At 63.8% G+C, this 26,809-nt stretch carries 29 protein-coding genes; 10 read left to right on the top strand and 19 right to left on the bottom strand.

The window, feature by feature from the left end; all coding sequences use genetic code 11:
• Nucleotides 1-114: 114 nt before the first annotated feature.
• Nucleotides 115-2,211: a methyl-accepting chemotaxis protein gene (locus JJE66_RS14585; protein ID WP_200514927.1), complete on the top strand. Its 2,097-nt coding sequence runs from the start codon at nucleotides 115-117 to the stop codon at nucleotides 2,209-2,211.
• 21 nt (nucleotides 2,212-2,232) lie between these two features.
• Here the strand turns inward: JJE66_RS14585 and JJE66_RS14580 are convergent, their stop codons facing one another.
• Nucleotides 2,233-2,886 (bottom strand): DUF2865 domain-containing protein, encoded by a 654-nt coding sequence (locus JJE66_RS14580; RefSeq protein WP_200514926.1) that lies wholly within the window; start codon nucleotides 2,884-2,886, stop codon nucleotides 2,233-2,235.
• A gap of 18 nt (nucleotides 2,887-2,904) precedes the next feature.
• Nucleotides 2,905-3,687: a L,D-transpeptidase gene (locus tag JJE66_RS14575; RefSeq protein ID WP_200514925.1), complete on the bottom strand. Its 783-nt coding sequence runs from the start codon at nucleotides 3,685-3,687 to the stop codon at nucleotides 2,905-2,907.
• Nucleotides 3,688-3,906: 219 nt separating this feature from the next.
• Here JJE66_RS14575 and JJE66_RS14570 point away from each other — a divergent pair, with 219 nt between their 5' ends.
• From JJE66_RS14570 to JJE66_RS14545, 6 genes are all read left to right on the top strand, one after another.
• Nucleotides 3,907-5,019, top strand: coding sequence for an AI-2E family transporter (locus tag JJE66_RS14570; protein ID WP_200514924.1), 1,113 nt, complete (start codon nucleotides 3,907-3,909; stop codon nucleotides 5,017-5,019).
• A 76-nt stretch (nucleotides 5,020-5,095) separates the two neighbouring features.
• Nucleotides 5,096-5,476, top strand: coding sequence for a YqjD family protein (locus JJE66_RS14565; protein ID WP_200514923.1), 381 nt, complete (start codon nucleotides 5,096-5,098; stop codon nucleotides 5,474-5,476).
• Nucleotides 5,477-5,551: 75 nt separating this feature from the next.
• On the top strand, nucleotides 5,552-6,007 hold the full coding sequence (locus JJE66_RS14560; RefSeq protein WP_200514922.1) for a hypothetical protein: 456 nt from the start codon (nucleotides 5,552-5,554) through the stop codon (nucleotides 6,005-6,007).
• Between the two features lie 189 nt (nucleotides 6,008-6,196).
• Nucleotides 6,197-7,339, top strand: coding sequence for an OpgC domain-containing protein (locus JJE66_RS14555; protein WP_200514921.1), 1,143 nt, complete (start codon nucleotides 6,197-6,199; stop codon nucleotides 7,337-7,339).
• Nucleotides 7,340-7,446: 107 nt separating this feature from the next.
• Nucleotides 7,447-8,055, top strand: a complete 609-nt coding sequence (locus tag JJE66_RS14550) for a TetR/AcrR family transcriptional regulator (RefSeq protein ID WP_200515366.1) — start codon at nucleotides 7,447-7,449, stop codon at nucleotides 8,053-8,055.
• Between the two features lie 59 nt (nucleotides 8,056-8,114).
• Complete coding sequence (locus JJE66_RS14545; protein ID WP_200514920.1) at nucleotides 8,115-8,474, top strand: RidA family protein; 360 nt, start codon at nucleotides 8,115-8,117, stop codon at nucleotides 8,472-8,474.
• 22 nt (nucleotides 8,475-8,496) lie between these two features.
• Here the strand turns inward: JJE66_RS14545 and JJE66_RS14540 are convergent, their stop codons facing one another.
• The 15 genes from JJE66_RS14540 to urtA all read right to left on the bottom strand — a co-directional run bounded on the left by JJE66_RS14540 (nucleotide 8,497) and on the right by urtA (nucleotide 22,462).
• Nucleotides 8,497-10,155: an HWE histidine kinase domain-containing protein gene (locus JJE66_RS14540; RefSeq protein ID WP_200514919.1), complete on the bottom strand. Its 1,659-nt coding sequence runs from the start codon at nucleotides 10,153-10,155 to the stop codon at nucleotides 8,497-8,499.
• A 312-nt stretch (nucleotides 10,156-10,467) separates the two neighbouring features.
• Nucleotides 10,468-11,091: an urease accessory protein UreG gene (ureG, locus tag JJE66_RS14535; RefSeq protein WP_200514918.1), complete on the bottom strand. Its 624-nt coding sequence runs from the start codon at nucleotides 11,089-11,091 to the stop codon at nucleotides 10,468-10,470.
• A 61-nt stretch (nucleotides 11,092-11,152) separates the two neighbouring features.
• The gene (locus tag JJE66_RS14530; RefSeq protein WP_200515365.1) at nucleotides 11,153-11,881 is read right to left on the bottom strand and encodes an urease accessory protein UreF; all 729 of its coding nucleotides are present in this window, start codon (nucleotides 11,879-11,881) and stop codon (nucleotides 11,153-11,155) included.
• Nucleotides 11,862-12,488: an urease accessory protein UreE gene (locus tag JJE66_RS14525; RefSeq protein WP_200514917.1), complete on the bottom strand. Its 627-nt coding sequence runs from the start codon at nucleotides 12,486-12,488 to the stop codon at nucleotides 11,862-11,864. The genes JJE66_RS14530 and JJE66_RS14525 overlap by 20 nt, the downstream gene beginning before the upstream one ends.
• Before the next feature lie 14 nt (nucleotides 12,489-12,502).
• Nucleotides 12,503-12,802 carry a putative quinol monooxygenase gene (locus JJE66_RS14520; RefSeq protein WP_200514916.1) on the bottom strand — a complete coding sequence of 100 codons (300 nt, stop codon included), beginning with the start codon at nucleotides 12,800-12,802 and terminating at the stop codon, nucleotides 12,503-12,505.
• A gap of 153 nt (nucleotides 12,803-12,955) precedes the next feature.
• A complete protein-coding gene (ureC, locus tag JJE66_RS14515; protein ID WP_200514915.1) occupies nucleotides 12,956-14,671 on the bottom strand; it encodes an urease subunit alpha in 1,716 nt (571 codons plus the stop codon).
• A gap of 23 nt (nucleotides 14,672-14,694) precedes the next feature.
• Nucleotides 14,695-15,234 (bottom strand): HD domain-containing protein, encoded by a 540-nt coding sequence (locus tag JJE66_RS14510; protein ID WP_200514914.1) that lies wholly within the window; start codon nucleotides 15,232-15,234, stop codon nucleotides 14,695-14,697.
• A 57-nt stretch (nucleotides 15,235-15,291) separates the two neighbouring features.
• A complete protein-coding gene (locus tag JJE66_RS14505) occupies nucleotides 15,292-15,597 on the bottom strand; it encodes an urease subunit beta (RefSeq protein WP_200514913.1) in 306 nt (101 codons plus the stop codon).
• A gap of 9 nt (nucleotides 15,598-15,606) precedes the next feature.
• A complete protein-coding gene (locus JJE66_RS14500) occupies nucleotides 15,607-15,909 on the bottom strand; it encodes an urease subunit gamma (RefSeq protein WP_200514912.1) in 303 nt (100 codons plus the stop codon).
• A gap of 40 nt (nucleotides 15,910-15,949) precedes the next feature.
• Complete coding sequence (locus JJE66_RS14495; RefSeq protein ID WP_200514911.1) at nucleotides 15,950-16,780, bottom strand: urease accessory protein UreD; 831 nt, start codon at nucleotides 16,778-16,780, stop codon at nucleotides 15,950-15,952.
• A gap of 34 nt (nucleotides 16,781-16,814) precedes the next feature.
• The gene (gene urtE, locus JJE66_RS14490) at nucleotides 16,815-17,510 is read right to left on the bottom strand and encodes an urea ABC transporter ATP-binding subunit UrtE (RefSeq protein WP_200514910.1); all 696 of its coding nucleotides are present in this window, start codon (nucleotides 17,508-17,510) and stop codon (nucleotides 16,815-16,817) included.
• 3 nt (nucleotides 17,511-17,513) lie between these two features.
• Complete coding sequence (urtD, locus tag JJE66_RS14485; RefSeq protein WP_200514909.1) at nucleotides 17,514-18,275, bottom strand: urea ABC transporter ATP-binding protein UrtD; 762 nt, start codon at nucleotides 18,273-18,275, stop codon at nucleotides 17,514-17,516.
• Between the two features lie 5 nt (nucleotides 18,276-18,280).
• Nucleotides 18,281-19,450, bottom strand: coding sequence for an urea ABC transporter permease subunit UrtC (urtC, locus tag JJE66_RS14480; RefSeq protein WP_200514908.1), 1,170 nt, complete (start codon nucleotides 19,448-19,450; stop codon nucleotides 18,281-18,283).
• The gene (urtB, locus tag JJE66_RS14475; RefSeq protein WP_200514907.1) at nucleotides 19,447-21,057 is read right to left on the bottom strand and encodes an urea ABC transporter permease subunit UrtB; all 1,611 of its coding nucleotides are present in this window, start codon (nucleotides 21,055-21,057) and stop codon (nucleotides 19,447-19,449) included. Before urtB ends, urtC begins: the two co-directional genes overlap by 4 nt.
• Before the next feature lie 82 nt (nucleotides 21,058-21,139).
• Complete coding sequence (gene urtA, locus JJE66_RS14470) at nucleotides 21,140-22,462, bottom strand: urea ABC transporter substrate-binding protein (protein WP_200514906.1); 1,323 nt, start codon at nucleotides 22,460-22,462, stop codon at nucleotides 21,140-21,142.
• 520 nt (nucleotides 22,463-22,982) lie between these two features.
• On the opposite strand from urtA, the gene JJE66_RS14465 reads away from it, so the two are divergent.
• The 3 genes from JJE66_RS14465 to JJE66_RS14455 all read left to right on the top strand — a co-directional run bounded on the left by JJE66_RS14465 (nucleotide 22,983) and on the right by JJE66_RS14455 (nucleotide 25,331).
• Nucleotides 22,983-24,539, top strand: a complete 1,557-nt coding sequence (locus JJE66_RS14465) for a DEAD/DEAH box helicase (protein WP_200514905.1) — start codon at nucleotides 22,983-22,985, stop codon at nucleotides 24,537-24,539.
• A gap of 23 nt (nucleotides 24,540-24,562) precedes the next feature.
• On the top strand, nucleotides 24,563-24,850 hold the full coding sequence (gene infA, locus JJE66_RS14460; protein WP_148755275.1) for a translation initiation factor IF-1: 288 nt from the start codon (nucleotides 24,563-24,565) through the stop codon (nucleotides 24,848-24,850).
• 268 nt (nucleotides 24,851-25,118) lie between these two features.
• Nucleotides 25,119-25,331, top strand: coding sequence for a cold-shock protein (locus tag JJE66_RS14455; RefSeq protein WP_027530211.1), 213 nt, complete (start codon nucleotides 25,119-25,121; stop codon nucleotides 25,329-25,331).
• Nucleotides 25,332-25,439: 108 nt separating this feature from the next.
• On the opposite strand, the gene JJE66_RS14450 is transcribed toward JJE66_RS14455, so the two are convergent.
• Together JJE66_RS14450 and JJE66_RS14445 are read right to left on the bottom strand one after the other, a co-directional pair.
• The gene (locus JJE66_RS14450) at nucleotides 25,440-26,015 is read right to left on the bottom strand and encodes a TadE/TadG family type IV pilus assembly protein (protein WP_200514904.1); all 576 of its coding nucleotides are present in this window, start codon (nucleotides 26,013-26,015) and stop codon (nucleotides 25,440-25,442) included.
• A gap of 21 nt (nucleotides 26,016-26,036) precedes the next feature.
• Nucleotides 26,037-26,615 carry a TadE/TadG family type IV pilus assembly protein gene (locus tag JJE66_RS14445; protein WP_200514903.1) on the bottom strand — a complete coding sequence of 193 codons (579 nt, stop codon included), beginning with the start codon at nucleotides 26,613-26,615 and terminating at the stop codon, nucleotides 26,037-26,039.
• Between the last annotated feature and the right edge of the window lie 194 nt (nucleotides 26,616-26,809).

Here is a 26,809-nt window from a genome sequence, read left to right as displayed (position 1 = left end):
GCGGCGGGCGCGCCTGCACGCGCACGCCGCGGGCCTCGCCCGAAGCGAATTTCGCGCGTGTTACAACTCTGTTTATTCCTTTTTGCGAAAAAATGGGGGATTGGGGGATCCATCATGCTTCGACGTGTGACCGTTTCGGCGCTGCTGCAGTCCGTCATTGCTCTTCTGGCGGCCTGCGTGGTGGCGCTGCTGGTGACCACCGCCTGGCAGTCTTGGGAACGGCTGCGTGCCACCGCCCATATCGCTGCCGTGGCCGAGGCCTCATCGAACGCCTTCAAGGCGATGCACAATCTTCGCACCGATCGCTCTTCGACGCCGCGTGTGCTGAACGGCGAAGCGCCGGTGTCGCCGGAGATCGAGAAATTCCTCCGCGGCATTCATGACGCCGAGATGCCGGCGATCCGCGCCACCGCCGCGCTGCTGCCCACGATTCCCTTTGCCGAGCAGGCCACCCTGCTCGGCAACCTGAACCGGCAGGTCGACAGGCTGGTGACGCTCCAGAGCGAAGCCTGGGACGAGATGCGCAAGCCGAAGAAGGCCCGGCGGGCCGCGCTCTCGAAGGACTATACGGACCAGACGGGCGCACTGCTGGCGACGCTGGAGGAGATCTCCGCACGCCTGACCGGCGTCATCAATCACAACGATCCCCTGATCGACCAATTGCTGTCGATCAAGCAGGCCGCCTGGCTGTTGCGCAATACCGCGGGCGAAGCCTCCGACTTAGTCGCGACCGGACTGGTCGCCACCGGGAGCCTCCCACTGGAGGCACAGCAGACCTACACCAAATTCGTCGGCGCCATCGAGAACGCCTGGAGCGGCCTCGATTCCGCAACGCTCGGCATGAAACTGTCGCCGGAGCTCGCGGGCGCGATGAATGCGGCCAAGTCCGCCTATTTCAACGCGGACTATCTGGCGCTGCGCGACCGGCTGATCGACCAGATCATGGTGGGGTCGAAGACCGACATGACGGCCGACCAGTGGACGCCGCAGACGTCGCAGCGCATGGGAACGGCGGTCGCAGTGGCCGAGCGCGCGCTCGACGAGGCGCGCGACTACGCGGCGGGCCAATACGCCGCCGCGAGCCGCGCGCTCGCGATCCAGATCGCGATGCTGGTCCTCGCCACGCTTCTGACGGTCGGAGCGATGCTCACGGTCACGCGCCGGGTCATCCGCCCGTTGCACAATATCCGCGACGCCATGCTCAAGGTCGCCGGCGGCGACCTCACCGTCGACAGCGGCTATCTCGACCGCAGGGACGAGATCGGCGCACTCGCGGGCGCACTGGAAACCTTCAAGCAGCAGGCGGCCGACAAGCTGCAGATCGAGGCGCAGGAACGTGCGCACAATGCCGGCGCGGCGACGCGGCAGCGCACGATCGAGGCCTCGATCGGAGAATTCGAGGGCCTGGTGCATCACACCCTGGCACAATTGAGCCAAGCCTCCGGCGAGATGCGCAAGACGGCCTCGGAGCTCTCCGCGGTCTCGCGCCAGACCAATGAGCGGGTACAGATGGCGGGCAAGGCGTCGGGTGATGCCTCGGGCAGCGTCGATAGCGTTGCCGCGGCCGCCGAGGAGCTCTCGGCCTCGATCAACGACATCAGCCAGCAGGCCACCCACGCCGCTGGCATCGCCAGCCGCGCCGTCAGCCAGGCCCGCGACACCGACGGCACCGTGCAGGGCCTCGCCAACTCGGCCAACAGGATTGGCGAGGTAGTCGGCCTGATCAACACGATTGCGGCGCAGACCAATCTGCTCGCGCTGAACGCGACGATCGAAGCCGCGCGCGCGGGCGAGGCCGGACGTGGTTTCGCGGTCGTCGCATCCGAAGTGAAGTCGCTGGCAAGCCAGACAGCGAAGGCGACGGAGGATATTTCGGAGCAGATCGCCGATATCCAGAAGGTCGCAGGCGACGCCATCAACGCGATCCAGGCCATCGGCGGCATCATCGGCGAAGTCAACGAGGTCGCCACCGCAATCGCCGCAGCCGTCCAGGAGCAGGGCGCAGCGACGCAAGAGATCACCCGCAGCACGCAATATGCCGCGCAGGGGACCAAGAACGTCTCCGACAATATCACTGGCGTGAAGGCTGACGCCGACACCGCGGCCGATGCCGCTGACAACGTCAAGCACGCGTCTGAACTGCTGGAGACCCAGAGCCGTCAGCTCGGCGATCAGGTCAGCGATTTCCTCGGCAAAATCCGCGCGGCGTAAGCGCCCACTCGAAACCGCACCCTACTCCTTCGCGACCACCGGCACCTGACGGAACTTCGCGCGCATCGAGTTCGGCAGTGGCGAGAAATTCATCGCGACACCGCGGCGGTCGTTGGCATTGCGATTGGCGACAACGAGGCCGTTGCTACCTGCAACGATGTCGCCCTTGCGCAAGGTCGGATCGTCCTCGGCCTTGACCGGTGCAAGCCCGGCGGAATCCTTGCCGTTGCAGGTGCAGCCCGCGACGGTCTCATTGCGGTAGCGGAAGGCATTCGGCAGATCGGAATAGGACTTTCCGCCATCGGTCGTGGCCTCATCGATGTTGCTGCCATAGACCAGCGAGGTCTCTGAAGCCGGACAGAAGCTCTTGCAGGATTGCGCCTTGCTCTCGGCATCATTTCCTTGCGCAGGGAAGTAGCGGCCGTCGCAGCCCCGCACGCAATAGGCCGCGCCGCCGCCGTAGGACGCCCGCTGGCGCGGCGCGTCGTAGCGCGGCGCATCATCGTTGGCGAAAGGCATCTGGATTTGCGGCGGCGGCCGCCTGCCGAATCCACCGAACAGCGCCGAGAAGAAATCTTCCGCATGCGCGGGCGGCGTCAGCACGAGGCCGAGGGAAGCAACCGTGAGGAGCGTCGCCGCACCGCAAGCCAGTTTGCCGATCGAACGTCTACTCATGTGTCCTCACCTCAGTCTTTAGTCGACCGACGATGCCGGGATATTCAACGCCTGGCGGCCCGATGGCAGCGTCGTCACGGCCGGGCGCTTGCGCCAGGAATCACTCCCCTTGTCACCGCCCTTTGCCATCAGCGGCGCGTTCTTCGGCAGTACCACGACCTTGGCGCCGATATTGACACGGCTGAACAAGTCGCTGACGTCTTCATTGGTGAGGCGGATGCAACCGGAGGAGACGAACTTGCCTATCGTGGTGGGATCGTTGGTGCCGTGGATGCGGTATTCGCTGGAGCCGAGATACATCGCGCGCGCACCAAGCGGATTGCCGGGGCCGCCGGCGACGAAGCGCGGCAGATAAGGCTGGCGCGCGATCATCTCGGCTGGCGGATGCCAGTCCGGCCATTCCGCCTTGCGGGTGATGCTCTGCACGCCCGACCACGTAAAGCCTTCGCGGCCGACGCCGACGCCGTAGCGCATGGCGCGCCCGTTACCGAGCACATAGTAGAGATAGGTGTTGGCGGTATCGATGACGATGGTGCCGGCCGGCTCGTTGCGGTCGAAGCTTACGATCTGACGGCGCAGCCGATCGGGCAGCGCCGCGTCCTCGTCGGCGGCCTGCGGTGCCTCGATGGTGGTACCCTGCGAATAGGTCTGGTCCTGCGGATACGCCTGCAGCTGCATCGGCGAATAGCCGAGCGTTTGCGCCTGGGCCGCGAAGGGCACCGTCAGCAAGGCTGTCGCAAAGGCAAAGGCGGTGAGCGCGCGCGGCGAAAGCCGGCGGTGGACTGCAGAGAACTTGGTCATGTGCTGCCCCGTTGGATGTGTGCATCTTGAGTGATGCGGCTTCCCAACAAACGCCACCGGGCCGACTCAAGTTCCCTGCCGAAGTGCGGCTGAGACGTCACAGTCAAGCGAGCGCGACTTCACGAAGCCGCGATGGAACCGCAGCGCTGTCAAAGTGTTTTCCCGGTCATCAATGGACAATGGGCGTGCGGGTCGGGCCTCCGTGCGGGGAGAGAGATTGTGCATGTCCTTCCCAGTGAACGTTTGATTTCCGGCAGCAGCGAAGGCACACCACTTCCCGAAAGCCGGAGCGAGCTGCCGCCAGTCATCCGCCGCACCGAGTTCGTCGCCTTTGCGCTCGCGGGACTGCTTCTGATCGCCGCGGTCGCAGTGCTCTACGTGGCCAAGGCGTTCTTCTTACCCGTGGTGATGGCGATCGTCGCGGGCACCATGTTGTCGCCGGCCGCGACTTTCCTGGAAAAGCGTGGGGTTCCGCGCGCCCTCGGCGCCGTGCTGCTCGTGATCGCGGTGACGACGGTGGTCGCGTTCGTCGTCGCGCTGATCGCGGTGCCCGCGATGGAGTGGAGCTCACGCCTCCCGGAGCTGGGCGCGCAGCTGAGGGAGAAGGCGCATCTCTTCGACCGCCCGCTGGCGCTGTTGAAGGAGCTGCAAACCATAGTCGGCGGCTCGGACGGCCTGCCGAGTCTCCCCCTGCCGAGAGTCGAATGGGTGCAGCCGACGTTGGAATTCCTGTCGCCGACCTTCGCCGAATTCCTGCTGTTCTTCGCCACGCTGATTTTGTTCATCGCGAGCTGGCGCGACCTGCGGCGGGCATTGATCATGAATTTCGGCGAACGAGACGCACGGCTGCGCACGCTGCGGATCCTCAACGAGATCGAGGTCCATCTCGGCAATTACCTGCTGACCGTCACCGTCATCAATGTCGGTGTCGGCATCGCCACCGGTATCGTCTGCGCGATCACCGGAATGCCCAATCCGGCCGGGCTCGGCGCGCTCGCGGCAGCGCTCAACTTCATTCCGATCATCGGGCCGATTGCGATGTTCGTCGTGCTGGTCGTGGTCGGGCTGGTCGCCTTCCCGACCATCGGCGGCGGCCTGATGGCGGCGCTCGCCTTTGGCGGCATCACCTTCATAGAGGGGCACTTCGTCACGCCCACGATCATCGGCCGCAGGCTGGCGCTGAACGCGCTCGCCGTCTTCATCGCGCTGGCGTTCTGGACCTGGCTGTGGGGACCGATGGGCGCGTTCCTGTCGTCCCCGCTCCTGATCGTGGGGCTGATCCTGAAGGAGCATTTGATACCGGAGAATTCGCCGCAGCTTCCGCAGGAGTAAGCGATTTTCACGAGGGAACTTCCATCACAACGAAACGTTTTCCGCAGACCTTACCGCCAACAGTTCGGAGCCTGTGATGTCAATAGCCGACGGCGAAGCCAGGATGAGAGACCGGACCGACAAAGCCACAGCAGAACGCCTCGAGAAGGATGTAGCAGCCGTGAAAAACGATATCGCCGCCCTCACCGACCAGATCACCGACGCGCTCAATACCTTTGCCAACGCGACAGGCAAGCAGGCCCGGCGTGGCTACAAGCAGGCGCGCGACAACCGCGACAACATGGATTCGACGCTCGACGATTTCTCGGAGCGCGGCAGCGCGATGATGGGCGCCGCACAGGACGCCTATGGCTCGATCGAGGAGACGCTGGAAGACGCGATCACACAGCGGCCGCTCGCGACCGTCGGTATCGCACTCGGCATCGGCTTCCTGGTCGGCATCGCCTGGCGCCGGTAAGGCAGAGGACGAAACGGTTACGGCGGCGCGCCAGCTCCGCTGCGTCTGGCTTGTCGGGATCTGAGGAGCAAGGCCGTGTTTCAGCGCATCATCGACAGCATCAGCGCATCAACGGGCACGACCATGCGGCTGACCTCGCTTGCGGCGGGTGCGGCGCTCGCACTTTTCATCACCACATGCTTCCTCTGCGCGGCGGCCTTCATCTCGGTCCTCGAAAAATACGGCCCGGTGCAGGCCTGCCTCGCGGGCGCCGGCGTCTTCTTCCTGCTCACGCTTGCAGCAGCAGGAAGTTACTGGGCCTACAAGCGGGAGGTGCGGGCGCGCGCCCGCGTCGCCGCCGAGCGCGCCGCGAAGTCGGCCGCGTCGAGCATGCTCGCCGATCCGATGCTGCTCGCCACGGGCTTGCAGATCGTCCGCGCGATCGGGGTCAAGCGGCTCTTGCCGATCCTGGCGATCGGCGGCGTCGCGCTCGGAATCATGGCAAGTCGCGCCGGCGCAACGGATGAAGCATCAGTCGAGCCGGCCGAGTAAGGGCGAGACTGCATCAAGAAAGTTGCGCCGCCGACCAAAACAGCAGGGTCGCAGGACTCCGATGGCTGGCCTCTGCGCAATATTTCATCGGTCCTGGTGAATCCGCTCTCCTTCACGCAAACGCTACTCGGACAGGCAGACGGTTGCCGCTAAAAGCATCGCCCCTGATTCCAAAAGTCATTTTCTGCAATGAAACCGTCCGTCAAGGCGAACCTAACCGCATTCCATCACGACGCCAGGCTGTATTTGACGCTCGGCATTGCCAATTGGTCGGTCTTCGTCGATCACATCCCGAACAACGTGGTCAACCTGCTGACGCTGCGAAACTTCGGCTTCAGTGGCGCCGCCGACCTGTTCGTGTTCGTGGTGGGCTATGGCGTCGCCATCATCCACGGCAGGATGACGCTGGAGCGCGGCTATGTCGTCGCCGCGACGCGCATCTTCCGCCGCGTCTGGCGGCTCTATGCCGCCTATGTCGTGCTGTTCGTGATCTATATCGACGCCATCGCCTATGTCGCCTCGCAATCGATGGCGCCGGAGATCATCAGCGACTACAACATCTCCGGGATACTCGAGCATCCGCTGCGCATCCTGGTCCAGGGATTGGTGCTGCAAGAACAACCGCTCAACCTCGACCTCCTGCAGCTGATGATTCCGCTGATGGCGTTCTTCCCGTTCGCACTGTGGGGGCTGCTGCGACGCCCGAATCTGGCGCTGGCCGCATCGGTCGCGCTGTATCTTGCCGCGCGCCGGTTCGGCTGGAATTTTCACGCCTATCCCGACCAGGAATGGACGTTCAATCCGTACTGCTGGCAGATGCTGATGGTGCTGGGCGGCTGGTTTGCCGTCACCGGCGCGTCCGGACGCGCGCTGCACAACCTGTCCTGGCTTCGCGCGCTCGCGGGCGCCTATCTCGTGTCGGCGATGGCCATCACCCTGATGCGCCATTCGCCGGCGCTGTCCGTCTATTTGCCGGATGTCGTGCTCAACGGCATCGCGCCGACCGACAGGGAAAACCTCGCGCCCTATCGCGTGATGCATTTCCTCGCGCTTGCCTTCCTCGCGACCCATCTCATTCCGGCCGACCATCCGGGGCTGCAATGGAAGCCGCTCCGGATGGTGATCAAATGCGGCGAGGAATGGCTCGCCGTGTTCTGCGTCGGCGTATTCCTCTCCTTCGCCGGCCACCTCGTCCTGATCACGGGTGTCAATTTGGTCGTGATGCAGATCGGGGTGAGCCTCGCCGGTTTCGCGGCGATGACCGCCGTGGCCTATTATATTTCCTGGTCGAAGCGCCAGGACGAGCCGGCGGCTTTGCGGCAGCGGGCCTAGCCGATCGTCGCGCGATTTCGCTAGGCCGGAGACCGCGGCTACGCTATGCGGGACGAGGCAGCCCCGCGGGAATGGCGGCCTCTACGCAAGGAGAGACCGGCTTGGTCATGGCGAAAGGCACGAGCGATGCGGCCGAGGGCGCCCCCCGGCGCGGCAGGCCACGCTCGATCGAGACCACCAACGCCATCCTCGAAAGCGCCTATACGCTGATGGCCGCGACCGGCCTTGCCGCGACCACGATCGATGCGGTCGCGCGCCACTCCAACGTCTCCAAGATGACGATCTACAAATGGTGGCCTTCGCGGGAGGCACTGCTAATCGATGCCTTTCTTCATCACGCAGCCCAGATGCTGCCACTGCCGCCGGTGAGCGCAGGCACGCCTGCAGTCCGGGCGCGGCGCCATGCCGCGGCCTATGCCGAGGCCCTGCAAGGCGAGTTCGGCAAGGTGCAGCTTGCCGTGATCTCCGAATGCATCTCCAAGACCGGCTCGGCGGAGCTGTTCTACGCCCGCTATTTGCAATTCCGCCGCGACACGCTGGTGGAGATGATCGCCGCGGGCCAGAAGGACGGCAGCATTCTCGCCGAGGGACCGGCGGAGGATCTCTACGATGCCATCTATGGCAGCCTGTTCTACCGCTACGTCTTCGGCATCGCGCCGGTCACGCCGGCCTACGCGCGCAATCTGGTCGACCTGGTGTTGCGGCCTAAGGGCTAGACCAGGTCCTGAATGCACCAAAGCCCCACGTCCATTCTCACTGGAGTATCGGTCTCATCATGATCAAACGCATCTTGCCCTACGAAGGACTGCTCCACGAAGTGGTCGAGCATGGAGACGTGCTCTACATCGGTGGCATCGTCGCCGAAGAGACGAGCCTCGACATGTCCGGCCAGGCAAACGATGTGCTTGGCCAGCTGTCGCGTCTCCTGAAGACTCTCGGGTCCGACCTTGCCAACGTGTTGCAGGTGACCGTCTTCGTTACGAATCTGAGCGAGAAAGCTGATTTCAATGCGGCCTGGAAGGCGCACTTTACAGAAGCGAATCTGCCGGCGCGCGCCGTCGTCGGCGTGGCCGATCTCGGTCCGGGCGTTAAACTCGAGATGACCGCAATCGCGGCTCGATCGGCTTCGACTTGAAACCTGCTTGCTCGCAGCAGATCTACCGCGCCGGTTTGATCGGCTGCGACAGCTTTTCCGTGCGATCGCGCTCGGTCATGTCGACAACCGTTTCCATCGGCGCGGTCAGCTCGTAGACATAGGAGACGTCGGTGAAGTAGCGCTTGGCGGCGCCGCCGAGCGCTTCGGGCGCGACCCGGTCGAGCAGGATCAAGCCGAAATCCGAATCCGGGCGGCGCGTCGCCTCGCTGGTGTTGAACTCCTCCCAGCGGAACTGGAAGACTTCGGCGCCCGCTTCACCCGTCACCGTCCAGTTTGCGGTGATGTGCGGATGCTTGCCGACCAGCGACAGGCCTTCGTCCGAGTGCGAGGCAAGCTCGAAGAACAGCAGCGACAGGCTCTGCGCGGCACGCGCGCTGACCGCGATGTCGGGGCCGCTGACGGCGATGCGATCGGCATGCGGGATGGCACGTGCTTCGAACAGACCTTTCAGCTTGACGCCTTGCCATTGACTCTCGCTGAGCAGCGACACCACGTTGGACATGGCGTGGATGCGGCCGATCAGGAGCTCGCGCGCGACGTCAATGTCCGAGCCGTGGCGTAACGTGCGTGTCACGATCGACTGGATCACCGCGAGGATGTTCTTGACCCGGTGGTTGAGCTCGTCGATCACCGCCGTCAGTCGCCGCTCGAAGCCGATCCGCACCTGGATTTCGCGGCTGAGCCGCAGATTGTTGTAAGCGACGTAACCGAACAGGCCGCAGACCATCGCGGTGATGGCGAAGCCGATCGCCGCCACGATGATCGAGGTCTGCTCGGCGCGCCGCGCCGAATTGCTCTTGGCGTAATAGCCGAGCTGCCAGTCGCGGCCGCCGAAGCTCACGGTGCGCGTCGCCGATGGAGCCGGCCCATCCGGCGTCGTCATGCGGATAGAGACGATGCCTTGGTCGTTGGCAACGAGCTCGCTGTTTTGCTTGCGCGGGTCCCTGAGCGCGACCGAGAACAACGACAGATCGTCATTGGTCAGCATCAGCGAGGCGAGCTCGTAGGAAAACGTGATGAAGCCGGCCGGCTCGGCCGCGCCCTCGGGAATCACGGGAGCGGCCACGATGATGCCGATCGGCCCGCGCCCGCTCAAGAGCGGCACCGGGTCGGAGGCAACCGACCGCTTCTCGACCCTGGCACGCGTCAACATCGCGCTGCGGACCGGGTCGTCATCGTAGCTGCGACCCGGCAGCGCCTTGGTCTCGTCGCTGCGTGGCTCGAGGTCCATCAGCACGTCGATCGGCTGGGTGAGGCTCGCCGGATTGATCGGCTTGTCGCCGTAGTCGCGGATCTGCGGCTTCGGGAAGCCGGCGGCCGCGATCGCGATCTGTGCCGCGGCAAGCTCGCTCGGCTGCAGCCGGGCGACCCAACCGGCCACCACGAAATCAGTCTTGAAGGCGTAGATCGCCGAACGCAGGGGCTCCAGCATGTTCGGCTTCAGCACCGAGGGCGCGCGAAACAGGCCTGAGGCGACACGCGCCAGCAGCTCGCGCTCGGTCAACCGGTCCTGGACCAGGCTCGCGTGAACGTCGATCGCGCGCGCCAACGCAATCCGGTCCAGCGCCAGCTCCTGGTCGTGGACACGATAAGCCGCAAGCCCGGAGAGCAAGGCTCCGAGCAGAGCGATGAAGCCGATGATGAAACCCAGCCGGACCACGCGACTACTCAGCCGGAAGCAGAAGGTCGGCAATTAACACGGAGCATATGAACGCCGCTCGAACGGCCATGTGCCGAAACAGGGTGGACCCCAGTGGCAGAGATAATGACGGAGGAGGCATCTGTACGCAACTTGGGTCGCCCAAAAAGCTTAATCCGCCCGGCCGATGGTTTGACCGGGTCGGCATGCTCCGGGCACCGGAGGTAGACAATCGCCGTGTCCGAAATTTGTTCCGCAGGCCGGCTTTTGCCTCAGACGTTAACGGCGGAAAATACCTGCGCCATGTCGCCGCGGCCCGTCAGCCCGCCTGTTTCAATCCGCACGCTTCAGCCCACCTTTGGTCTCGATGAAGCCGACGATGCGGTCGAGCCCCTGGCTCTTCTTCAGGTTGGTCATGACAAAGGGGCGCTCGCCGCGCATACGCCTGGCATCAATGTCCATCTTTTCGAGGGAGGCACCGACATGGGGGGCGAGGTCGATCTTGTTGATGACCAGAAGGTCGGAGCGGGTGATTCCGGGGCCGCCCTTGGACGGGATCTTGTCGCCCGCCGCAACGTCGATGACATAGATGGTGAGGTCGGCGAGCTCCGGGGAAAAAGTGGCAGCGAGATTGTCACCACCCGATTCGATCAGCACGAGGTCAAGCCCGGGAAATTTGGCGCGCATGTCGGCCACTGCGGCGAGATTCATCGAAGCGTCCTCGCGGATCGCGGTGTGAGGGCAGCCGCCGGTCTCGACACCGGCGATGCGATCCGGCGTCAGCGAGCCCGAGCGCACCAGGAATTCCGCATCCCATTTGGTGTAGATGTCGTTGGTGATCGCAGCGATGTCGTAGCGCTCGCGCATGGTCTTGCAGAGCAGGTCCATCAGCGCGGTCTTGCCCGATCCGACCGGGCCACCGACGCCGACACGCAAGGGGCCGTGAGATTTCGACATGCTCTCTCCTAATGTCGTCCCGGCCTTCGCCGGGACGACGATCGGTTGGTCACCAAACAACTCACGACCTGAACAGCCGTGTGTATTGCGTCTCGTGCCGCAGGCTGGCGAGATCGGCGCGGAAGGTCGAACTGCCGAGATCGTCCAGTGTCGCGTTCAGCGCCCGCTTTGCGGTCACAGCGACGGCGGCTTCCAGCCTCACCAGAACGCGCTGGCTGTCGGTCTGGCCGAGCGGAACGAGCCGGCTCGCCGCCGAGATCCAGTTGGAGACCAGCGCATGCAGGAAGGCGTGCAGCGTCGGCGCCAGCGGCACGCCGTGCATCGCGGCAACCACGCCGATGGCAATCGGATAGACCAGTGGCGTGCGGCATGCCGCGACCATGGCATCCAGGCCCTCCGCATCCCACGCCGCGCGCGTGATGTCGATGAAGGCGCGGCCCTGCGAGGTCGTCTCGACCTGCCGTTCGCGCGACGGCACGAAGGCCGCGGCAAGCTCGGCGATATCGCTCAAAGAGGCTTTCTCGCCGGCCTCCGCGGCGCGGTAAGCGTGGACCAGAAAGGTCGCATCGCAAAAGCCGGAGCCGTCGCCGAGCATGGCATCGAGCCAGTCGGTGAGCGTCGCGACGTCCGTGATGTCACCCGCCTCGACCGCCCATTCGATGCCGCTGGAATACGAAAAGCCGCCGACCGGAAACGCCGGCGATAGCCACGTCATCAGCCGGTACAGCGCCGCCGCCTCGCGCCCGGCGAGGTCGCCGGCCGTGACCAGCTCATTTGTGGTCATGAGCATGGCCGTGGTGATGGTCGGGATGATCGCAATGCTCGTCGTGGTGATGATGATCGTGCCCATGGTCATGCGCGGCATGATCGTGGCCATGGTGATCATGACCGTGATGGTCATGGCCATGGTGGCCATGATGCCCGTGATCATGTTGCGCCTGGTCATCATGGCCATGCGCATGACCGGCGTCGGCGTAAGCGCCGCCTTCGGGATCGAACGGCGCCTCGATCTCGATCACGCGCGCGCCGAGCCCCTTCACCATCGCTTCGATGACGTGGTCGCGGCGAATACGCAAGGCTTTCGTCATCAGCTGCGTCGGCAGATGACGATTGCCGAGATGCCAGGCGACGCGGATGAGGTGGTGCGGATCGCGGCCGCGGATCTCAAGCAGCGGCTCGGGTGCCGCGACCACTTCGACCAGCCGGCCGTCCTCCAGCACCAGCGCGTCGCCGCCGCGCAAGGCGACGGCGTTCTCCAGGTCGAGCAGGAATTCGAGCCCCCGCGTCCCCGTCATCGCCATGCGGCGGCGGTGCCGATCATCGAAATCGAGCACCGCCGTATCCGCGGGCGTCTCCGTGAAGCGGTGCTGCCCTTTAACCTGCGTCGCCCGGATCATGCGCTTTTACCCCGTTACCGTACTTCGACCTTTTCGGGCGTGATCACTTCGATCTTCGGTGGCGCCGTAAAACACTTCACGGCGACGCGGCCGAACGTCTTCATGTGCTCCTGGCCGCGATGCGGCACCAGCGCCTCGGCGTTCTCCCATTGCTCGACGAACACCATTTTGCTGGGATCGGTGACGCTCTCATGCAGATCATAGGCGATATTGCCGGGTTCCTTCCGCGTCTCCTTGATGCAGGCGGTGGCAGCTGCAATGAATTCGGCGCGCGTTTCGGGCTTGATGGTCAAGGTGGCAACGACGTAAATCACGAGAAATCCTCCCGGCTTTTCTTCTCAGGTTTGATACCGGGCGGGACCTTAGACCAGCAGGGATCGAACGCAAAACCGGAAAAGCCGCCCCCCGGGCCTGAAATGAGACATGCGCCCTAGACATATTCCTGGGGCATGCGTTGAGGCGCTATTTCAGTACATGAAATATCGCTGCGCCATCGGCAGCACCTCGGCGGGCGCGCAGGTGAGCAGCTCACCGTCGGCGCGCACCTCGTAGGTCTCCGGATCGACCTCGATATTCGGCGTGGCGTCGTTGTGGATCATGCTCTTCTTCGAGATTTTTCCGCGGGTGTTCTGGACGGCATAGAGATTCTTGTCGATGCCGAGCTTTCGCGCCAGCCCGCCAGTGACCGCAGCCTTCGAGGTAAAGACGACCGAGGACGCCGTCCGCGCCTTGCCGAAGGCGCCGAACATCGGCTGGTAGTGCACCGGCTGCGGCGTCGGGATGGAGGCGTTCGGGTCGCCCATAGGCGCGGCGACGATCATGCCGCCCTTGACGATGCAATCCGGCTTGACGCCGAAGAAGGCCGGCGACCACAGCACGAGATCGGCGAGCTTGCCCTTCTCCACCGAGCCGATCAGTTTCGACACCCCGTGCGCGATCGCGGGATTGATGGTGTATTTGGCGATGTAGCGCTTGACGCGGAAATTGTCGTTGTCCTTGCCCTTGTCCTGCGGCAGCGACCCGCGCTGCTTCTTCATCTTGTCAGCGGTCTGCCAGGTCCGGATGATGACCTCACCGAGACGGCCCATGGCCTGCGAATCCGACGACATCATCGAGAGCGCACCGAGGTCGTGCAGGATGTCTTCGGCCGCAATGGTTTCCTTGCGGATGCGGCTTTCGGCGAACGCCAGATCTTCCGCGATCGAGGGATCGAGGTGGTGGCACACCATCAGCATATCGAGATGCTCGTCGATGGTGTTGCGGGTGAAAGGTCGCGTCGGGTTGGTCGAGGACGGCAGCACGTTCTTGAGCCCCGCGATCTTGATGATGTCGGGAGCATGGCCGCCGCCGGCGCCTTCGGTGTGGAAGGCATGGATGGTGCGGCCCTTGAAGGCCTTGATCGTATCCTCGACGAAGCCGGATTCGTTCAGCGTGTCCGAATGCAGCATGACCTGAACGTCGTAATCGTCAGCCACCGACAGGCAATTGTCGATCGCCGCCGGCGTCGTGCCCCAATCCTCGTGCAGCTTCAGCGCACAGGCGCCGGCCTTGATCATCTCGACCAGCGGTGCCGGGCGCGAGGCGTTGCCCTTGCCGGAAATGCCGAGATTGACCGGGAAAGCATCGAACGACTGGATCATCCGCGCAATATGCCAGGGGCCGGGCGTGCAGGTGGTCGCGAAGGTGCCGTGCGAGGGACCGGTGCCGCCGCCCAGCATCGAGGTAACGCCGGACATCAGCGCATGCTCGATCTGCTGCGGACAGATGAAATGGATGTGGCTGTCGAAGCCGCCGGCTGTGAGAATCTTCCCCTCGCCCGCGATCACATCCGTGCCCGGACCGATGATGATGGTGACACCGGGCTGGATGTCGGGATTGCCGGCCTTGCCGATCGCCGAAATCATGCCGTCCTTGATGGCGACATCGGCCTTGACGATGCCCCAGTGGTCGACGATCAGCGCATTGGTGATGACGGTATCGGCCGCACCTTGCTTGTTCGTCACCTGCGACTGGCCCATGCCGTCACGGATCACCTTGCCGCCGCCGAATTTCACCTCCTCGCCATAAATGGTGAAATCCTTCTCCACCTCGATGACGAGATCGGTATCGGCGAGCCGCACCCTGTCGCCGGTGGTCGGGCCGAACATGTCGGCATAGACGGAACGCTTGATCTTCACGGACATGTCAGCCCCCATTCGTCAAATCATCACAACAGGCGTTTTGCCGTCCTCACCGTCTCATCGAACGCTGTGTCCAGTCGGGCGTTGACGCCGCGGCATCCCGCAACGACCTTTTCCGCCCAGCTCACATAGTCGGCGAGATCGTCGCGCTGCTGTTTGCTCGGATCCGGTACGATGCGCGCGCGGATGTTGCTGATCTTATCGGCGATCTTGATCAGCTTCGCGCCTGGCGATTTATGCGGGGCGTCCTCGATCTGCTTCTGCCGCCGTTCTGTCTTCGGCAGGTTCATGTCGTCGGTGCATTCGGTGACGAGCGAGGCGACGCGATCAGAAAACGTTTGCGCAAGCTCCTCGCGGCTGGTCTCGGTGTCCTCGACCGTGTCGTGCAGCCATCCGGCTGCAACGAGCTCGGCATCAGCACCGTCTGTCGCGGTCGCCAGCAGGTTCGCGACCTCGGCAAGATGATTGACGTAGGGCTCGTTTGGCCGCGCCTTGCGCGGGGTACCGGTGTGACGCTGCGCGGCGAGCTCGGCAGCTTCAGAAATGAGCTGGATTGACGACAGCATGGCAGTATCCTCCATGACCGTCTTAACCGTACCGCCACATGCTTCGTTCCTGACCGCTCACAGCTTCCCCATCACCTCGCCACGAAAACCGTAGATGGTCTTCTTCCCCGCCAGCGCCACAAGCTGGACGTCGCGGGTCTGGCCGGGCTCGAAGCGGACGGCGGTGCCGGCGGCGATATCGAGGCGCATGCCGCGGGCCTTCTTGCGGTCGAACTTCAGGGCCGGGTTGGTCTCGAAGAAATGGTAGTGCGAGCCAACCTGGATCGGGCGGTCGCCGGTGTTGGCCACGATCAGCGTCACCGTCTTGCGGCCGACATTGAGCTCGATCTCGCCGTCCTGGATGAAGAATTCGCCGGGGATCATGTTGGGCTCCTATCGGATCGGCTCGTGGACGGTGACGAGCTTGGTGCCGTCCGGGAATGTCGCCTCGACCTGGATGTCGTGGATCATCTCGGGGATGCCCGGCATCACCTGCTCACGCGTCAGCACCTGCGCGCCGGATTGCATCAGCTCGGCGACAGTGCGGCCGTCCCGGGCGCCCTCGAGGATGAAATCGGAGATGATCGCGATTGCCTCGGGATGATTGAGCTTGAGGCCCCGGTCGAGCCTGCGGTGCGCCACGATGGCCGCCATCGAAATCAGAAGCTTGTCCTTTTCTCGGGGAGACAGGTTCATGCGAAATCTCTTCCGTTCAACACGTCAATTCAGCCGGCCGTCAATTCAACCAGAGCCGCGGCAGTGCGGCGCCGGTGCGCGCCAGCACCGCCATCATGTCAGCGCGCAAACGCGCCGCATCTTGGGCACAGAACCGCGCCATTGCAAAGCCATTCCAGGCGGATATCCCGACCTCGCCGGCGAACGAGTCCGAGACGTCGCGGAGGCGATCGAGCAGCGCCTCATCGCCCGGCACAATCAGGGCCGTTCCGATTGCAGCGCCGCCCTTGGCGACCGCGGATCCCGCGAGCTTTGCGCCGATATTTCCATCGAGCCTGACAGTCTCGGCGAAGACCAGCCTGCCGCCACGGCGCAATCGCCAGCGGTCGACGAACCCGCCCTGCTCCATCCGCTCGCCCATGGCGGTGCGGCCGAACACCACAATCTCGCACAGCAGGAGCGAGGCCGCCTCATCGAGCTCGATGTCGAAGCAGCGCTGGACGCGCGCGCGGTCGAACAGGATCGTCTCCTGCGGCAACCAGGCGAGATGCGCGCCGGCGCCGGCCTTCAATGCGATGTTGATCTGCGATGCCGCCCCCGGCGCACGATAGATCTTTTCGGCGGCAGCCGTGGTCAGCGTCAGGCGCGTGGCTTCGGCAGCCGATATCTCGATATCAAAACGATCGCCACCGGCAACGCCGCCGGCTGTGTTGATGAACACGCCAGACAGGCCGTCGGTCTCCGGCGAAGGAAATCGCACGCGGAGCGAGCCGGATTCATGCAAAGCACCGCGCCGCGTCACGCCGTCGCGGGCGTGCACGTCGAAGCTGACAGCGCCGCGGGCGCGGTTGGCCTCGAACACGGTGGACGTGGCTGATAGTTCGCTGCGCATCCGTCTCCCCAGCCGGTCGCGGCAGGTTCTTCGCTTAGAGCGCCATCTGGCGGCTGATTTCGCTCGCGTCGAGATTGGTACGGTCGCAGGTGAATTTCACCGCGCCGCGATCCATCACCGCAAAACTGTCGCCGAGTTCGCAGGCAAAGTCGAGATATTGTTCGACCAGCACAATGGCGATGTTGCCGAGATTGCGCAGATAAGAGATGGCACGGCCGATGTCCTTGATGATCGACGGCTGGATGCCCTCGGTCGGCTCGTCGAGCAGCAGCAATTTCGGCCGCATCACCAGCGCGCGCCCGATCGCGAGCTGCTGCTGCTGGCCGCCGGAGAGGTCGCCGCCGCGCCGGCCGAGCATGGATTGCAGCACCGGGAATAGCGAGAACACGTCGTCCGGAATGTGCCTGTCCTCGCGCTTGAGCGGCCCGAAGCCGGTCTTGAGGTTTTCTTCGACCGTCAGGAGCGGAAAGATCTCGCGGCCTTGCGGCACGAAGCCGACGCCCTTGCGCGCGCGCTCATAAGGCTTGAGCCCCGTGATGTCGCTGCCGTCGAACACGATCGCACCCGAGGAGATGGGATACTGCCCGACCATGGCGCGCAACAGCGAGGTCTTGCCGACGCCGTTGCGCCCGAGCACACAGGTGACCTTGCCCGGCTCGGCCGCGATCGAGACGCCGCGCAAAGCCTGCGCCGCGCCGTAGAACAGGTTGATGTCCTTGACCTCAAGCATCGCTCAGCGTCCCAGATAGACTTCGATGACCCGCTCGTTGGACGAGACCTGGTCGATGGTTCCTTCCGCCAGCACCGTGCCTTCATGCAGGCAGGTGACCTTGACCCCGAGCTCGCGCACGAACGTCATGTCGTGCTCGACCACCATGACGGTGTGGGTCTTGTTGATCTCCTTGAGCAGCTCGGCGGTGAGATGCGTCTCGACGTCGGTCATCCCTGCGACGGGCTCGTCGACCAGGAGCAGCTTCGGGTCCTGCGCGAGCAGCATGCCGATCTCCAGCCATTGCTTCTGGCCGTGACTGAGGCTGCCGGCGAGGCGGTTACGGGCGTCGGTGAGGCGGATCGTCTCCAGCACCTTCTCGATGCGCTCCGACTCCGCCCTGCTGCCGCGCCAAAACAACGTGCCCTTGACGCTGTGATCGACATTGAGCGCCAGCAGCAGATTGTCCTGCACGGTCTGGCTCTCGAACACGGTCGGCTTCTGGAATTTGCGGCCGATGCCGAGCTCGGCGATGCGGGTCTCGTCCAGCCGCGTCAGGTCGGTGACGCCGTCGAACAGCACCGTTCCCTCGTCGGGCTTGGTCTTGCCGGTGATGATGTCCATCATCGTGGTCTTGCCGGCGCCGTTCGGGCCGATGATGGCGCGCATCTCGCCGGGCGCGAGCGTCAGCGACAGATTGTTGATGGCGTGGAAGCCGTCGAATGAGACGTGCACGCCGTCGAGGTAGAGCATCGCGGAGGTCGCGCGGGTATCCATCACGCTCATTGCGCCTACTCCGCCATTTTCGGTTCGGTGACGCCGTCCTCGGCCGCCGCACTTGCAGTGGTCGCGGCCGGGCGCCTCTCTTTCGACGAGTCCCGCCACGCGTTGAACGTCCCGACGATGCCCTTCGGCAACAGCAGCGTCACCAGGATGAACATCGCGCCCAGCATGAACAGCCAGTAGGGCGCGAGCGCGCCGGAGGTGAAGACCGTCTTAGCGTAATTGACGACGACGGCGCCGAGCGCCGCGCCGACCAGCGTGCCTCGGCCGCCGACCGCAACCCAGATCACGGCCTCGATCGAGTTGCCCGGCGCAAATTCGGATGGGTTGATGATGCCGACCTGCGGCACATAGAGCGCACCGGCGACGCCCGCCATGCAGGCCGACAGCGTGAACACGAACAGCTTATACGATTCGACGCGGTAGCCGAGGAAGCGGCTGCGTGATTCCGCATCGCGGATCGCGACCAACACTTTGCCGAGCTTGGAGGACACGACCGCGCGACAGATCAGGAAGCTGACGATCAGGCCGAGACAGCTCAGCATGAACAGGGCGCCGCGGGTGCCTTCGGCCTGCACATTGAAGCCCAGGATATCCTTGAAGTCGGTCAGGCCGTTGTTGCCGCCGAAGCCGAAATCGTTGCGGAAGAAGGCGAGCAGCAGGGCATAGGTCATCGCCTGCGTGATGATCGACAGGTACACGCCGGTGACGCGGGAGCGGAACGCGAGCCAGCCGAAGCAGAAGGCGAGCAGGCCCGGCACGAATAGGACCATCAGCGCCGCGAACCAGAACATGTCGAAGCCGTGCCAGTACCACGGCAGTTTCGAGTAGTTCAGGAACACCATGAAGTCCGGCAGGATCGGATTGCCGTAGACGCCGCGGGTGCCGATCTGCCGCATCAGGTACATGCCCATGGCGTAGCCGCCGAGCGCAAAGAAGGCGCCGTGGCCGAGCGAGAGGATGCCGCAATAGCCCCAGATCAAGTCGATCGAAAGTGCCAGGATGGCGTAGCAGACATATTTGCCCCAGAGCGCAACGAGATAGGTCGGCACCTGCAGGAACGAGCCCGCCGGCAGCAGCAGGTTGGAGAGCGGGATCAGGATTCCGCAGGCCGCGACGACGGCGAGAAAGATCATCGCGCCGCGGTCCAGCGACCGCGTCAGCATGTGAGGGGTCATGCTTCCACCGCACGGCCTTTGAGCGCGAACAGGCCGCGCGGCCGCTTTTGAATGAACAGGATGATCAGAACCAGGATGGCGATCTTGCCGAGCACGGCGCCGGCGACCGGCTCGAGGAACTTGTTGGCGATGCCGAGCGTGAAGGCGCCGACGAGAGTGCCCCAGAGATTGCCGACGCCGCCGAACACCACGACCATGAAGCTGTCGATGATGTAGCTCTGGCCGAGATTGGGGCTAACATTGTCGATCTGCGACAGCGCCACGCCGGCGATGCCGGCGATGCCCGAGCCGAGCCCGAAGGTCAGCGCGTCGACGCGCGAGGTGGCGATGCCCATGGACGCCGCCATGCGGCGGTTCTGTGTCACCGCGCGCATCTCGAGGCCGAGTGCGGTGTAGCGCAGCATGGCGAGCAGGATCGCGAACACCGCAAGGGTGAAGACGAGGATCCAGAGCCGGTTATAGGTGATGGTGATCTGGCCGAGCTCGAACGCGCCGCTCATCCAGGAGGGGTTGCCGACCTCGCGGTTGGTCGGACCGAACATGGTGCGAACCGCCTGCTGCAGCACCAGCGACAGACCCCAGGTCGCGAGCAGCGTCTCCAGCGGGCGGCCGTAGAGGAAGCGGATGATGCTGCGCTCGATCAGCACGCCGATGGCGCCGGCGACGAGGAAGGCGAGCGGCACGGCGATCAGCAGCGAATAATCGAACAGAGCGGGATAACGGGTGCGGATCACCTCCTGCACCACGAAGGTCGTGTAGGCCCCGATCATCACCATCTCGCCATGGGCCATGTTGATGACGCCCATCACGCCGAAGGTGATGGCGAGCCCGATTGCAGCGAGCAGCAGCACCGAGCCGAGCGACAGGCCGTACCAGGCATTCTGCACCGTGGACCAGACCGCGAGCGAGCTCTGGATCGAACCGATGGCGCTCGCCGCGGCCTTGGTGACGGAGGCCGGCTGATCGGTGCCGATGTCGGACAGCAGCGCCAGCGCTTCCTGGTCGCCGCGCACCCGGATAGTGGCGACGGCCTCGAGCTTCTGCACTTCGGTGGCGTCGGATTTGAACAGCAGGATCGCCGCGCGCGCCTCACCGAGCGCGGTTTTGACCGATCTGTTGGTTTCCTTGGCGAGCGCGCTTTCGACGGGCGCGAGCGCGGTTTCCTCGTGCGACTTGAAGACGGATTGCGCGGCCTGGAGCCGCGCTCCGAGATCGGGCGATTGCAGCGTCAGGCTGCCGATCGCGGCATCGACGCTGCGGCGCAGGCGGTTGTTGAGGCGGACGGCGCTGGCGCTGTCCGGCACGCTGGCGACCGGCTGGCCGGTCGCGGCGTCGACCGATTTGCCGTCGGTGCCGGTGACGTAAACCTTCTTGCTGTCCGGATCGGCCATCAGGCGGCCGTCCTGCAGCGCGCTGATGATCGGAAAAGCCAGCGGATTGCCGCTGCTTGCGACCACGCCGATCGCCTCTTCCGTATCGGAATAATCGTCGGTGGCGAATTTGGCGACCGCATCCTCGAACGGACCGGCAAAGGCCGGCAGCGCGAACGCAATCAGGAATAGCGAGAGTACAAAGGTGCAGAAACGGGCGGATAAATTGGCTGGCACTGTGAATCACCCCGGCAGAAGTGGGGAGAAGGCGGCGGAATAGCCGTCTTCTCCCATCGTGCAGTCGAACGTCAGATCCGGATCAGGAGCCGGAGCCGAGGCATTTGTTGGTCTTGGTGTTGAAGTTGCCGCACTTCTTGCCGACCCAGTCGCCGATCAAGTCCTTGGAGCCGTCGAGCTCCTTCGACCAGGCGTCGCCCGCAACCAGGCTCGGCGTCTTCCAGACCACGTCGAACTGGCCGTTCGCCTTGATCTCGCCGATGAACACCGGCTTCGTGATGTGATGGTTCGGCAGCATCTTGGCCACGCCGCCGGTCAAGTTTGGCGTCTCGATGCCGGGAAGCGCGTCGATCACCTTGTCCGGATCGATCGACTTCGCCTTCTCGACCGCCTTCACCCACATGTTGAAGCCGATCACGTGCGCTTCCATCGGGTCGTTGGTCGTACGCTTCGGGTTCTTGGTGTAGGCCTGCCAATCCTTGATGAACTTCTCGTTCGCAGGGGTCTTGATCGACTCGAAGTAGTTCCAGGCGGCGAGATGGCCGACCAGCGGCTTGGTGTCGAGGCCGGCGAGCTCTTCCTCACCCACCGAGAACGCGACCACCGGGATGTCCTTCGCCTTGATGCCCTGGTTGCCGAGCTCCTTGTAAAAGGGAACGTTGGCGTCGCCGTTGATGGTCGAGACCACCGCCGTCTTCTTGCCGGCCGAGCCGAACTTCTTGATGTCGGCCACGATCGTCTGCCAGTCGGAGTGACCGAACGGCGTGTAGTTGATCATGATGTCTTCCTGGGCGACACCCTTGGACTTCAAATAGGCCTCCAGGATCTTGTTGGTGGTGCGCGGATAGACGTAGTCGGTGCCCGCAAGCACCCAGCGCTTCACCTTCTCGTCCTTCATCAAATAGTCGACAGCGGGGATCGCCTGCTGGTTCGGCGCAGCACCCGTGTAGAACACGTTGCGCTCGCTCTCCTCACCCTCGTACTGCACGGGGTAGAACAGGATGTTGTTCAGTTCCTTGAAGACGGGGAGCACGGACTTGCGCGACACCGAGGTCCAGCAGCCGAACACGACGGCAACCTTGTCCTTGGTGATCAACTCGCGCGCCTTCTCGGCGAACAGCGGCCAGTTCGAAGCGGGGTCGACGACGACGGCCTCGAGCTTCTTGCCGAGCACGCCGCCCTTCTTGTTCTGCTCGTCGATCAGGAAGAGGATGGTGTCCTTCAGCGTGGTTTCGCTGATGGCCATGGTGCCGGAGAGAGAATGAAGGACCCCGACCTTGATGGTGTCGTCCGCGGCCTTCACGCCGGAAATGGAAGCCAGGCCGAGCATCAGTCCGGCGGTCGCGACGAGAACGCCACGGCGGCTAAATGACGCCGCTATATCGTGAATGGATTTGTTAAGCATGGATGTATCATCTCCCTGACGCAGACGTGAAAAGACGCTGCGAAACGGCCCCACGGCCGCCTGCGATTAACGGAATCGCAAGAACCATGCCATGGGCCGGACACCTGCCAAGCGATTGATCAATCTAGATAATTTTATCGCAATCAAACTTTCGGCGCAGCGTCTTTGCTCAAAATTTGAGCAGATAAAATGTACGCTTCTGCGGCAGGCAGATTATTTTATGAGCAAGCCGCCGCCTCTGGCTAAAATTCCGGCATAACTATTTTTGCACCGCAATCGACGCCAGATAAACGCCTGCCTTGAAAGCGCCGCGTCAATGTTCCATATGGAGGAGAGATCGTTTGCGAATCGAGCGGTCGTTGCGAGCCGCGTGTTCTTAAGCCCGTATGGGCGTCTGGCTTGCCCCATATCTCCCAAGCCATCCGACACCCCAAACACGCAGGTGTCTTCTCGACACCCCTTTGCGCGTGCCCCGCTGACTGCGCCGGGCGCCCGCTTTTGACATGAAAAGAGCCCTCTTTTGACTTCCTTTCAGGACTTCGGCCTTGCCGAACCCATCGCGCGTGCCCTCGCCGAAGAGAACTACGTCACCCCCACCCCCATCCAGGCCCAAACCATTCCGCTGGCATTGACCGGCCGGGACGTCGTCGGCATCGCCCAAACCGGTACCGGCAAGACCGCGTCCTTCGCGCTGCCGATCCTGCACCGCCTGCTCGAGCACCGGATCAAGCTGCAGCCCAAGACCTGCCGTGTGCTGGTGCTGTCGCCCACCCGCGAGCTTTCGGGGCAGATCCTCGACAGCTTCAACGCGTATGGCCGCCACCTCCGCCTGAGCTCGACGCTGGCCATCGGCGGCGTGCCGATGGGCCGCCAGGTCCGCTCATTGATGCAGGGCGTCGAGGTTCTGGTCGCCACCCCCGGCCGGCTGCTCGACCTCGTGCAGAGCAACGGGCTGAAGCTCGGAAGCGTCGAATTCCTCGTGCTCGACGAAGCCGACCGCATGCTCGACATGGGCTTCATCAACGACATCCGCAAAATCGTCGCCAAGCTGCCGATCAAGCGTCAGACGCTGTTCTTCTCGGCCACCATGCCAAAGGACATCGCCGAGCTCGCCGACTCGATGCTGCGCGACCCCGCGCGCGTCGCAGTGACCCCGGTCGCCTCGACCGCCGAGCGCATCAACCAGCGCATCATCCAGGTCGACTTCGCCGCCAAGCCCGCCTTCCTGACCAAGCTTCTGAAGGACGAGCAGGTCAACCGCGCGCTGGTCTTTACCCGCACCAAGCACGGCGCCGACAAGGTCGTGAAGACGCTTGAGCGGGCCGGCATCGCCGCCAGCGCGATCCACGGCAACAAGTCGCAGAACCACCGCGAGCGCACGCTCGCCCTGTTCCGCTCGGGTGACATCCGCACGCTGGTCGCCACCGACATCGCCGCCCGCGGCATCGATGTCGACGGCATCACCCATGTCATCAATTTCGACCTGCCCAACGTGCCCGAGACTTATGTCCACCGCATCGGCCGCACCGCGCGCGCCGGCGCCGAAGGCACCGCGATCTCGCTGGTCGCAGGCGGCGAGGAGCTCAGCTATCTCCGCGACATCGAGCGGCTGATCAAGGTGGCGCTGACGCGGGAAGATCACCGCACCGATGCCGGCCGCCGCGATGCGGGCGCTCCCCCGCAGCAGCAACGGCAGGGCCGGCCAGGCGGCCGCCCGGGCCAGCGTCCGCAGGGCGCACGGCATGGTGAGGGACGGCGTACCGACGAAAGGCATGCCGACGGACGCCACCACAGCGCCGGCAAGCAGGGCGACGGACGGCCCGGCGAAGGCCGGAATGGCGAGACACGGCATGCTGACGGAAGGCGTGTCGAAGGAAGGCCTGGTAATGGCCCGAAGTCCTCGAAGGGGTCTGTCCGTCGTCGCTCCGGTGGAAAGATGCACACTTCGCCAACCGACCGCCCGGAACAGCGTTCTGCGCATAGCGCCGGGAAACCTGATGGGATACAAGGCGTGGCCTTTTTGCGCCGCGAGAGTCGGCCAAATGGCCAACCGACCCGCAAACCCCATTCGCACTAGCCGTCCACGACCTGGAGAAATTCATGGCTAAGGAAGAGCTGATCCAGTTCGAAGGACTGGTCACCGAAATCCTCCCCGACGCACGCTACCGCGTGCAACTCGACGCCGGACACGAGATCGTTGCCTACACCGCCGGCAAGATGAAGAAAAACCGCATCAAGACGCTGGCGGGAGACCGCGTGACGGTGGAAATGTCGCCCTATGACCTGGAAAAGGGCCGGCTGATTTTCCGTCACAAGGACGAACGTCCCAGCGGGGCGGGCGGACCTCCGCGTCCCGGACAGCGCGGCGGCCAGTTCCGTCGCCGCTAAAGGCCATCCACACGCGAACGCGAACGTAAAATGCCGACTTGTATGCTGATCCGCCGTGGAGATCACGGCGGATCAAAAAATCGTGCGCGTCAGGATTGTTTTGGTGCCTTGTTTCCAATAAAATCAGCTAATCGATTTTCGGCCGGACGACATTAGCATCCACCGGTACAGCCGGTTCAGACACGCTGACGACCCTTCCAGAAATTCGATCTAACCTGCCTGCGCGAGCGGGCTCTTACATTGTGTTATCTGAGAAGGAACTACCCCCATGAGCATGGGAACCGTGAAGTGGTTTAACGCGACCAAAGGCTTTGGCTTCATCCAGCCCGACGATGGCGGCCAGGACGTCTTCGTACACATCAGCGCCGTCGAACGTGCCGGCCTTGGCTCGCTGCGCGAAGGCCAGAAGATCTCCTACGAGATCGTCGCCGATCGCCGGTCCGGCAAGTCGGCTGCCGACAACCTCCGCGACGCAGGCTGATCTCCAGCGCGCCCTGCGGGGCGCGCCCGGATCAACGCAAGCGCACTGAACAACGGAAAAGGCCGTGCGGGATGCACGGCCTTTTTCATGTCCGAAGAGCGGATACGCTCAGTAGGTCGTGCAGGCCGTGTCCGGGCTGTAGTAGACGCAGAACGACTGGCGTGGGCGGGTATAGGCGACGTCGCTCAGCGTGATCGCGCTCTTGAGCACGTGGCCGACCGATGGTGTGTATATATAGCTGACCTCGCTGAAGATCAGATAGGTGCCGGCGATCGCGAGCGTCGTTGGAATTGAGACCAACGACTTCTGGGTCCGCGGCGCCGCCCCCTTGCTCCACTGAACATGCGCCGTCTGTGTCGAATCCACATAGAGTTCGGTGATCGTTGCCGACACCGACGTCGCGGAATATGGCGTCAGCATAGCGGTCGAGGCAGCGAAGAAATTGGTCATGTCGGTATCGGCGACCGACGTCGACTGCGAGGTGAGGTCCGACAGCGTCCGCGCCATCAGTGTCACCTTGCGATCGATCGCCACAGCCGACGAGAATTCGACCGTGCCGAAGAACATCACCAGCATCAGCGGCACGATCACCGCGAATTCGGTGGCCGCGAGCCCCGTGCCATCAGCAAGGAATTCGTACGCGGAGAAACGGGTCGCCCGCCAGAATTTCGCAATCGTCTGCATCGCTCCGCCGATCCGTTGCTCTTAGTAAGGCTCGTTCTTGAACGCGGCCGTGGCCACGAGCAGCTTCTTGCTGGTGCTGCCGCAGCCAATGTTGTAGCCGAGTCCGGTCACGAACAGCGGCCACTGATAGAACAGCCGGACCACCACGATGTCGCCGGCACTGCCCGCGCTGTAGTTCATGTTGGTGTCGAAATTGCAAGCCGCGTCGAGATGGGTCGGCAGCGTCACCGCCGAGAAAGACGAGAAGCTGGTGACCTCGACGTATAGGCTGTTGCAGTCGAACAGCGCCGGGACCTGGCTACAGACGTAACTCTTGAACGTCGCTTGCGTGCAAGGCGTGGCAACGCCGCCCACCGCGCAGACCGTCACCGAACCCGACTGCGCCTGGCCGGTCAGCACCACGCGCGCAGAATTCTGCGTGATGGTCTCGAGCACCTGGCCTGAGAAGAACACCAGCGCGGTCTCGATGATGGCAAACAGCAGCGCGAAGAAGATCGGCGCGACCAGCGCGAACTCGACCGCTGCGGATCCGCGGCGATTGCCGCGAAATCGGTGCGGTGCGGTCCAGAGCGTGTACCATGAAGGTGCAGGCGATGGCATCGCGTCAAATTCCCCAACGGCAGCGATCTCTGCTCCGATCAGTAGCGGAAACTGATTGTTTAAGTGTTTCAGGCGATCCGCGCCGGCCGGGCCGAGTCATTAAGATCGGGTTACCGACGCCAGCCCGCGGACGCAGCAAGAACCGAAAGCCCGCCGCACACGACAGCGTCGCGCAGGACCGCAAGGTCCCGCGC

The organism is Bradyrhizobium diazoefficiens, from assembly GCF_016612535.1.
Taxonomy (GTDB): Bacteria; Pseudomonadota; Alphaproteobacteria; order Rhizobiales; family Xanthobacteraceae; genus Bradyrhizobium; species Bradyrhizobium diazoefficiens_C.
This window is presented reverse-complemented; position numbering and strand designations above follow the sequence as displayed.

Excerpts from the sequence above, each read along its gene's own strand:
- JJE66_RS14585 (WP_200514927.1), top strand. The coding sequence starts at position 115 with ATGCTTCGACGTGTGACCGTTTCGGCGCTGCTGCAGTCCGTCATTGCT.
- urtA (WP_200514906.1), bottom strand. The coding sequence starts at position 22,462 with ATGCTTAACAAATCCATTCACGATATAGCGGCGTCATTTAGCCGCCGT.
- JJE66_RS14545 (WP_200514920.1), top strand. The coding sequence starts at position 8,115 with ATGATCAAACGCATCTTGCCCTACGAAGGACTGCTCCACGAAGTGGTC.
- urtD (WP_200514909.1), bottom strand. The coding sequence starts at position 18,275 with ATGAGCGTGATGGATACCCGCGCGACCTCCGCGATGCTCTACCTCGAC.
- JJE66_RS14500 (WP_200514912.1), bottom strand. The coding sequence starts at position 15,909 with ATGAACCTGTCTCCCCGAGAAAAGGACAAGCTTCTGATTTCGATGGCG.
- JJE66_RS14575 (WP_200514925.1), bottom strand. The coding sequence starts at position 3,687 with ATGACCAAGTTCTCTGCAGTCCACCGCCGGCTTTCGCCGCGCGCGCTC.
- JJE66_RS14555 (WP_200514921.1), top strand. The coding sequence starts at position 6,197 with ATGAAACCGTCCGTCAAGGCGAACCTAACCGCATTCCATCACGACGCC.
- urtE (WP_200514910.1), bottom strand. The coding sequence starts at position 17,510 with ATGCTTGAGGTCAAGGACATCAACCTGTTCTACGGCGCGGCGCAGGCT.
- urtC (WP_200514908.1), bottom strand. The coding sequence starts at position 19,450 with ATGACCCCTCACATGCTGACGCGGTCGCTGGACCGCGGCGCGATGATC.
- JJE66_RS14510 (WP_200514914.1), bottom strand. The coding sequence starts at position 15,234 with ATGCTGTCGTCAATCCAGCTCATTTCTGAAGCTGCCGAGCTCGCCGCG.
- ureG (WP_200514918.1), bottom strand. The coding sequence starts at position 11,091 with ATGTCGAAATCTCACGGCCCCTTGCGTGTCGGCGTCGGTGGCCCGGTC.
- JJE66_RS14495 (WP_200514911.1), bottom strand. The coding sequence starts at position 16,780 with ATGCGCAGCGAACTATCAGCCACGTCCACCGTGTTCGAGGCCAACCGC.
- JJE66_RS14525 (WP_200514917.1), bottom strand. The coding sequence starts at position 12,488 with ATGATCCGGGCGACGCAGGTTAAAGGGCAGCACCGCTTCACGGAGACG.
- JJE66_RS14550 (WP_200515366.1), top strand. The coding sequence starts at position 7,447 with ATGGCGAAAGGCACGAGCGATGCGGCCGAGGGCGCCCCCCGGCGCGGC.
- ureC (WP_200514915.1), bottom strand. The coding sequence starts at position 14,671 with ATGTCCGTGAAGATCAAGCGTTCCGTCTATGCCGACATGTTCGGCCCG.
- JJE66_RS14455 (WP_027530211.1), top strand. The coding sequence starts at position 25,119 with ATGAGCATGGGAACCGTGAAGTGGTTTAACGCGACCAAAGGCTTTGGC.
- JJE66_RS14565 (WP_200514923.1), top strand. The coding sequence starts at position 5,096 with ATGTCAATAGCCGACGGCGAAGCCAGGATGAGAGACCGGACCGACAAA.
- JJE66_RS14445 (WP_200514903.1), bottom strand. The coding sequence starts at position 26,615 with ATGCCATCGCCTGCACCTTCATGGTACACGCTCTGGACCGCACCGCAC.
- JJE66_RS14580 (WP_200514926.1), bottom strand. The coding sequence starts at position 2,886 with ATGAGTAGACGTTCGATCGGCAAACTGGCTTGCGGTGCGGCGACGCTC.
- JJE66_RS14505 (WP_200514913.1), bottom strand. The coding sequence starts at position 15,597 with ATGATCCCCGGCGAATTCTTCATCCAGGACGGCGAGATCGAGCTCAAT.
- JJE66_RS14450 (WP_200514904.1), bottom strand. The coding sequence starts at position 26,015 with ATGCAGACGATTGCGAAATTCTGGCGGGCGACCCGTTTCTCCGCGTAC.
- infA (WP_148755275.1), top strand. The coding sequence starts at position 24,563 with ATGGCTAAGGAAGAGCTGATCCAGTTCGAAGGACTGGTCACCGAAATC.
- JJE66_RS14530 (WP_200515365.1), bottom strand. The coding sequence starts at position 11,881 with ATGCTCATGACCACAAATGAGCTGGTCACGGCCGGCGACCTCGCCGGG.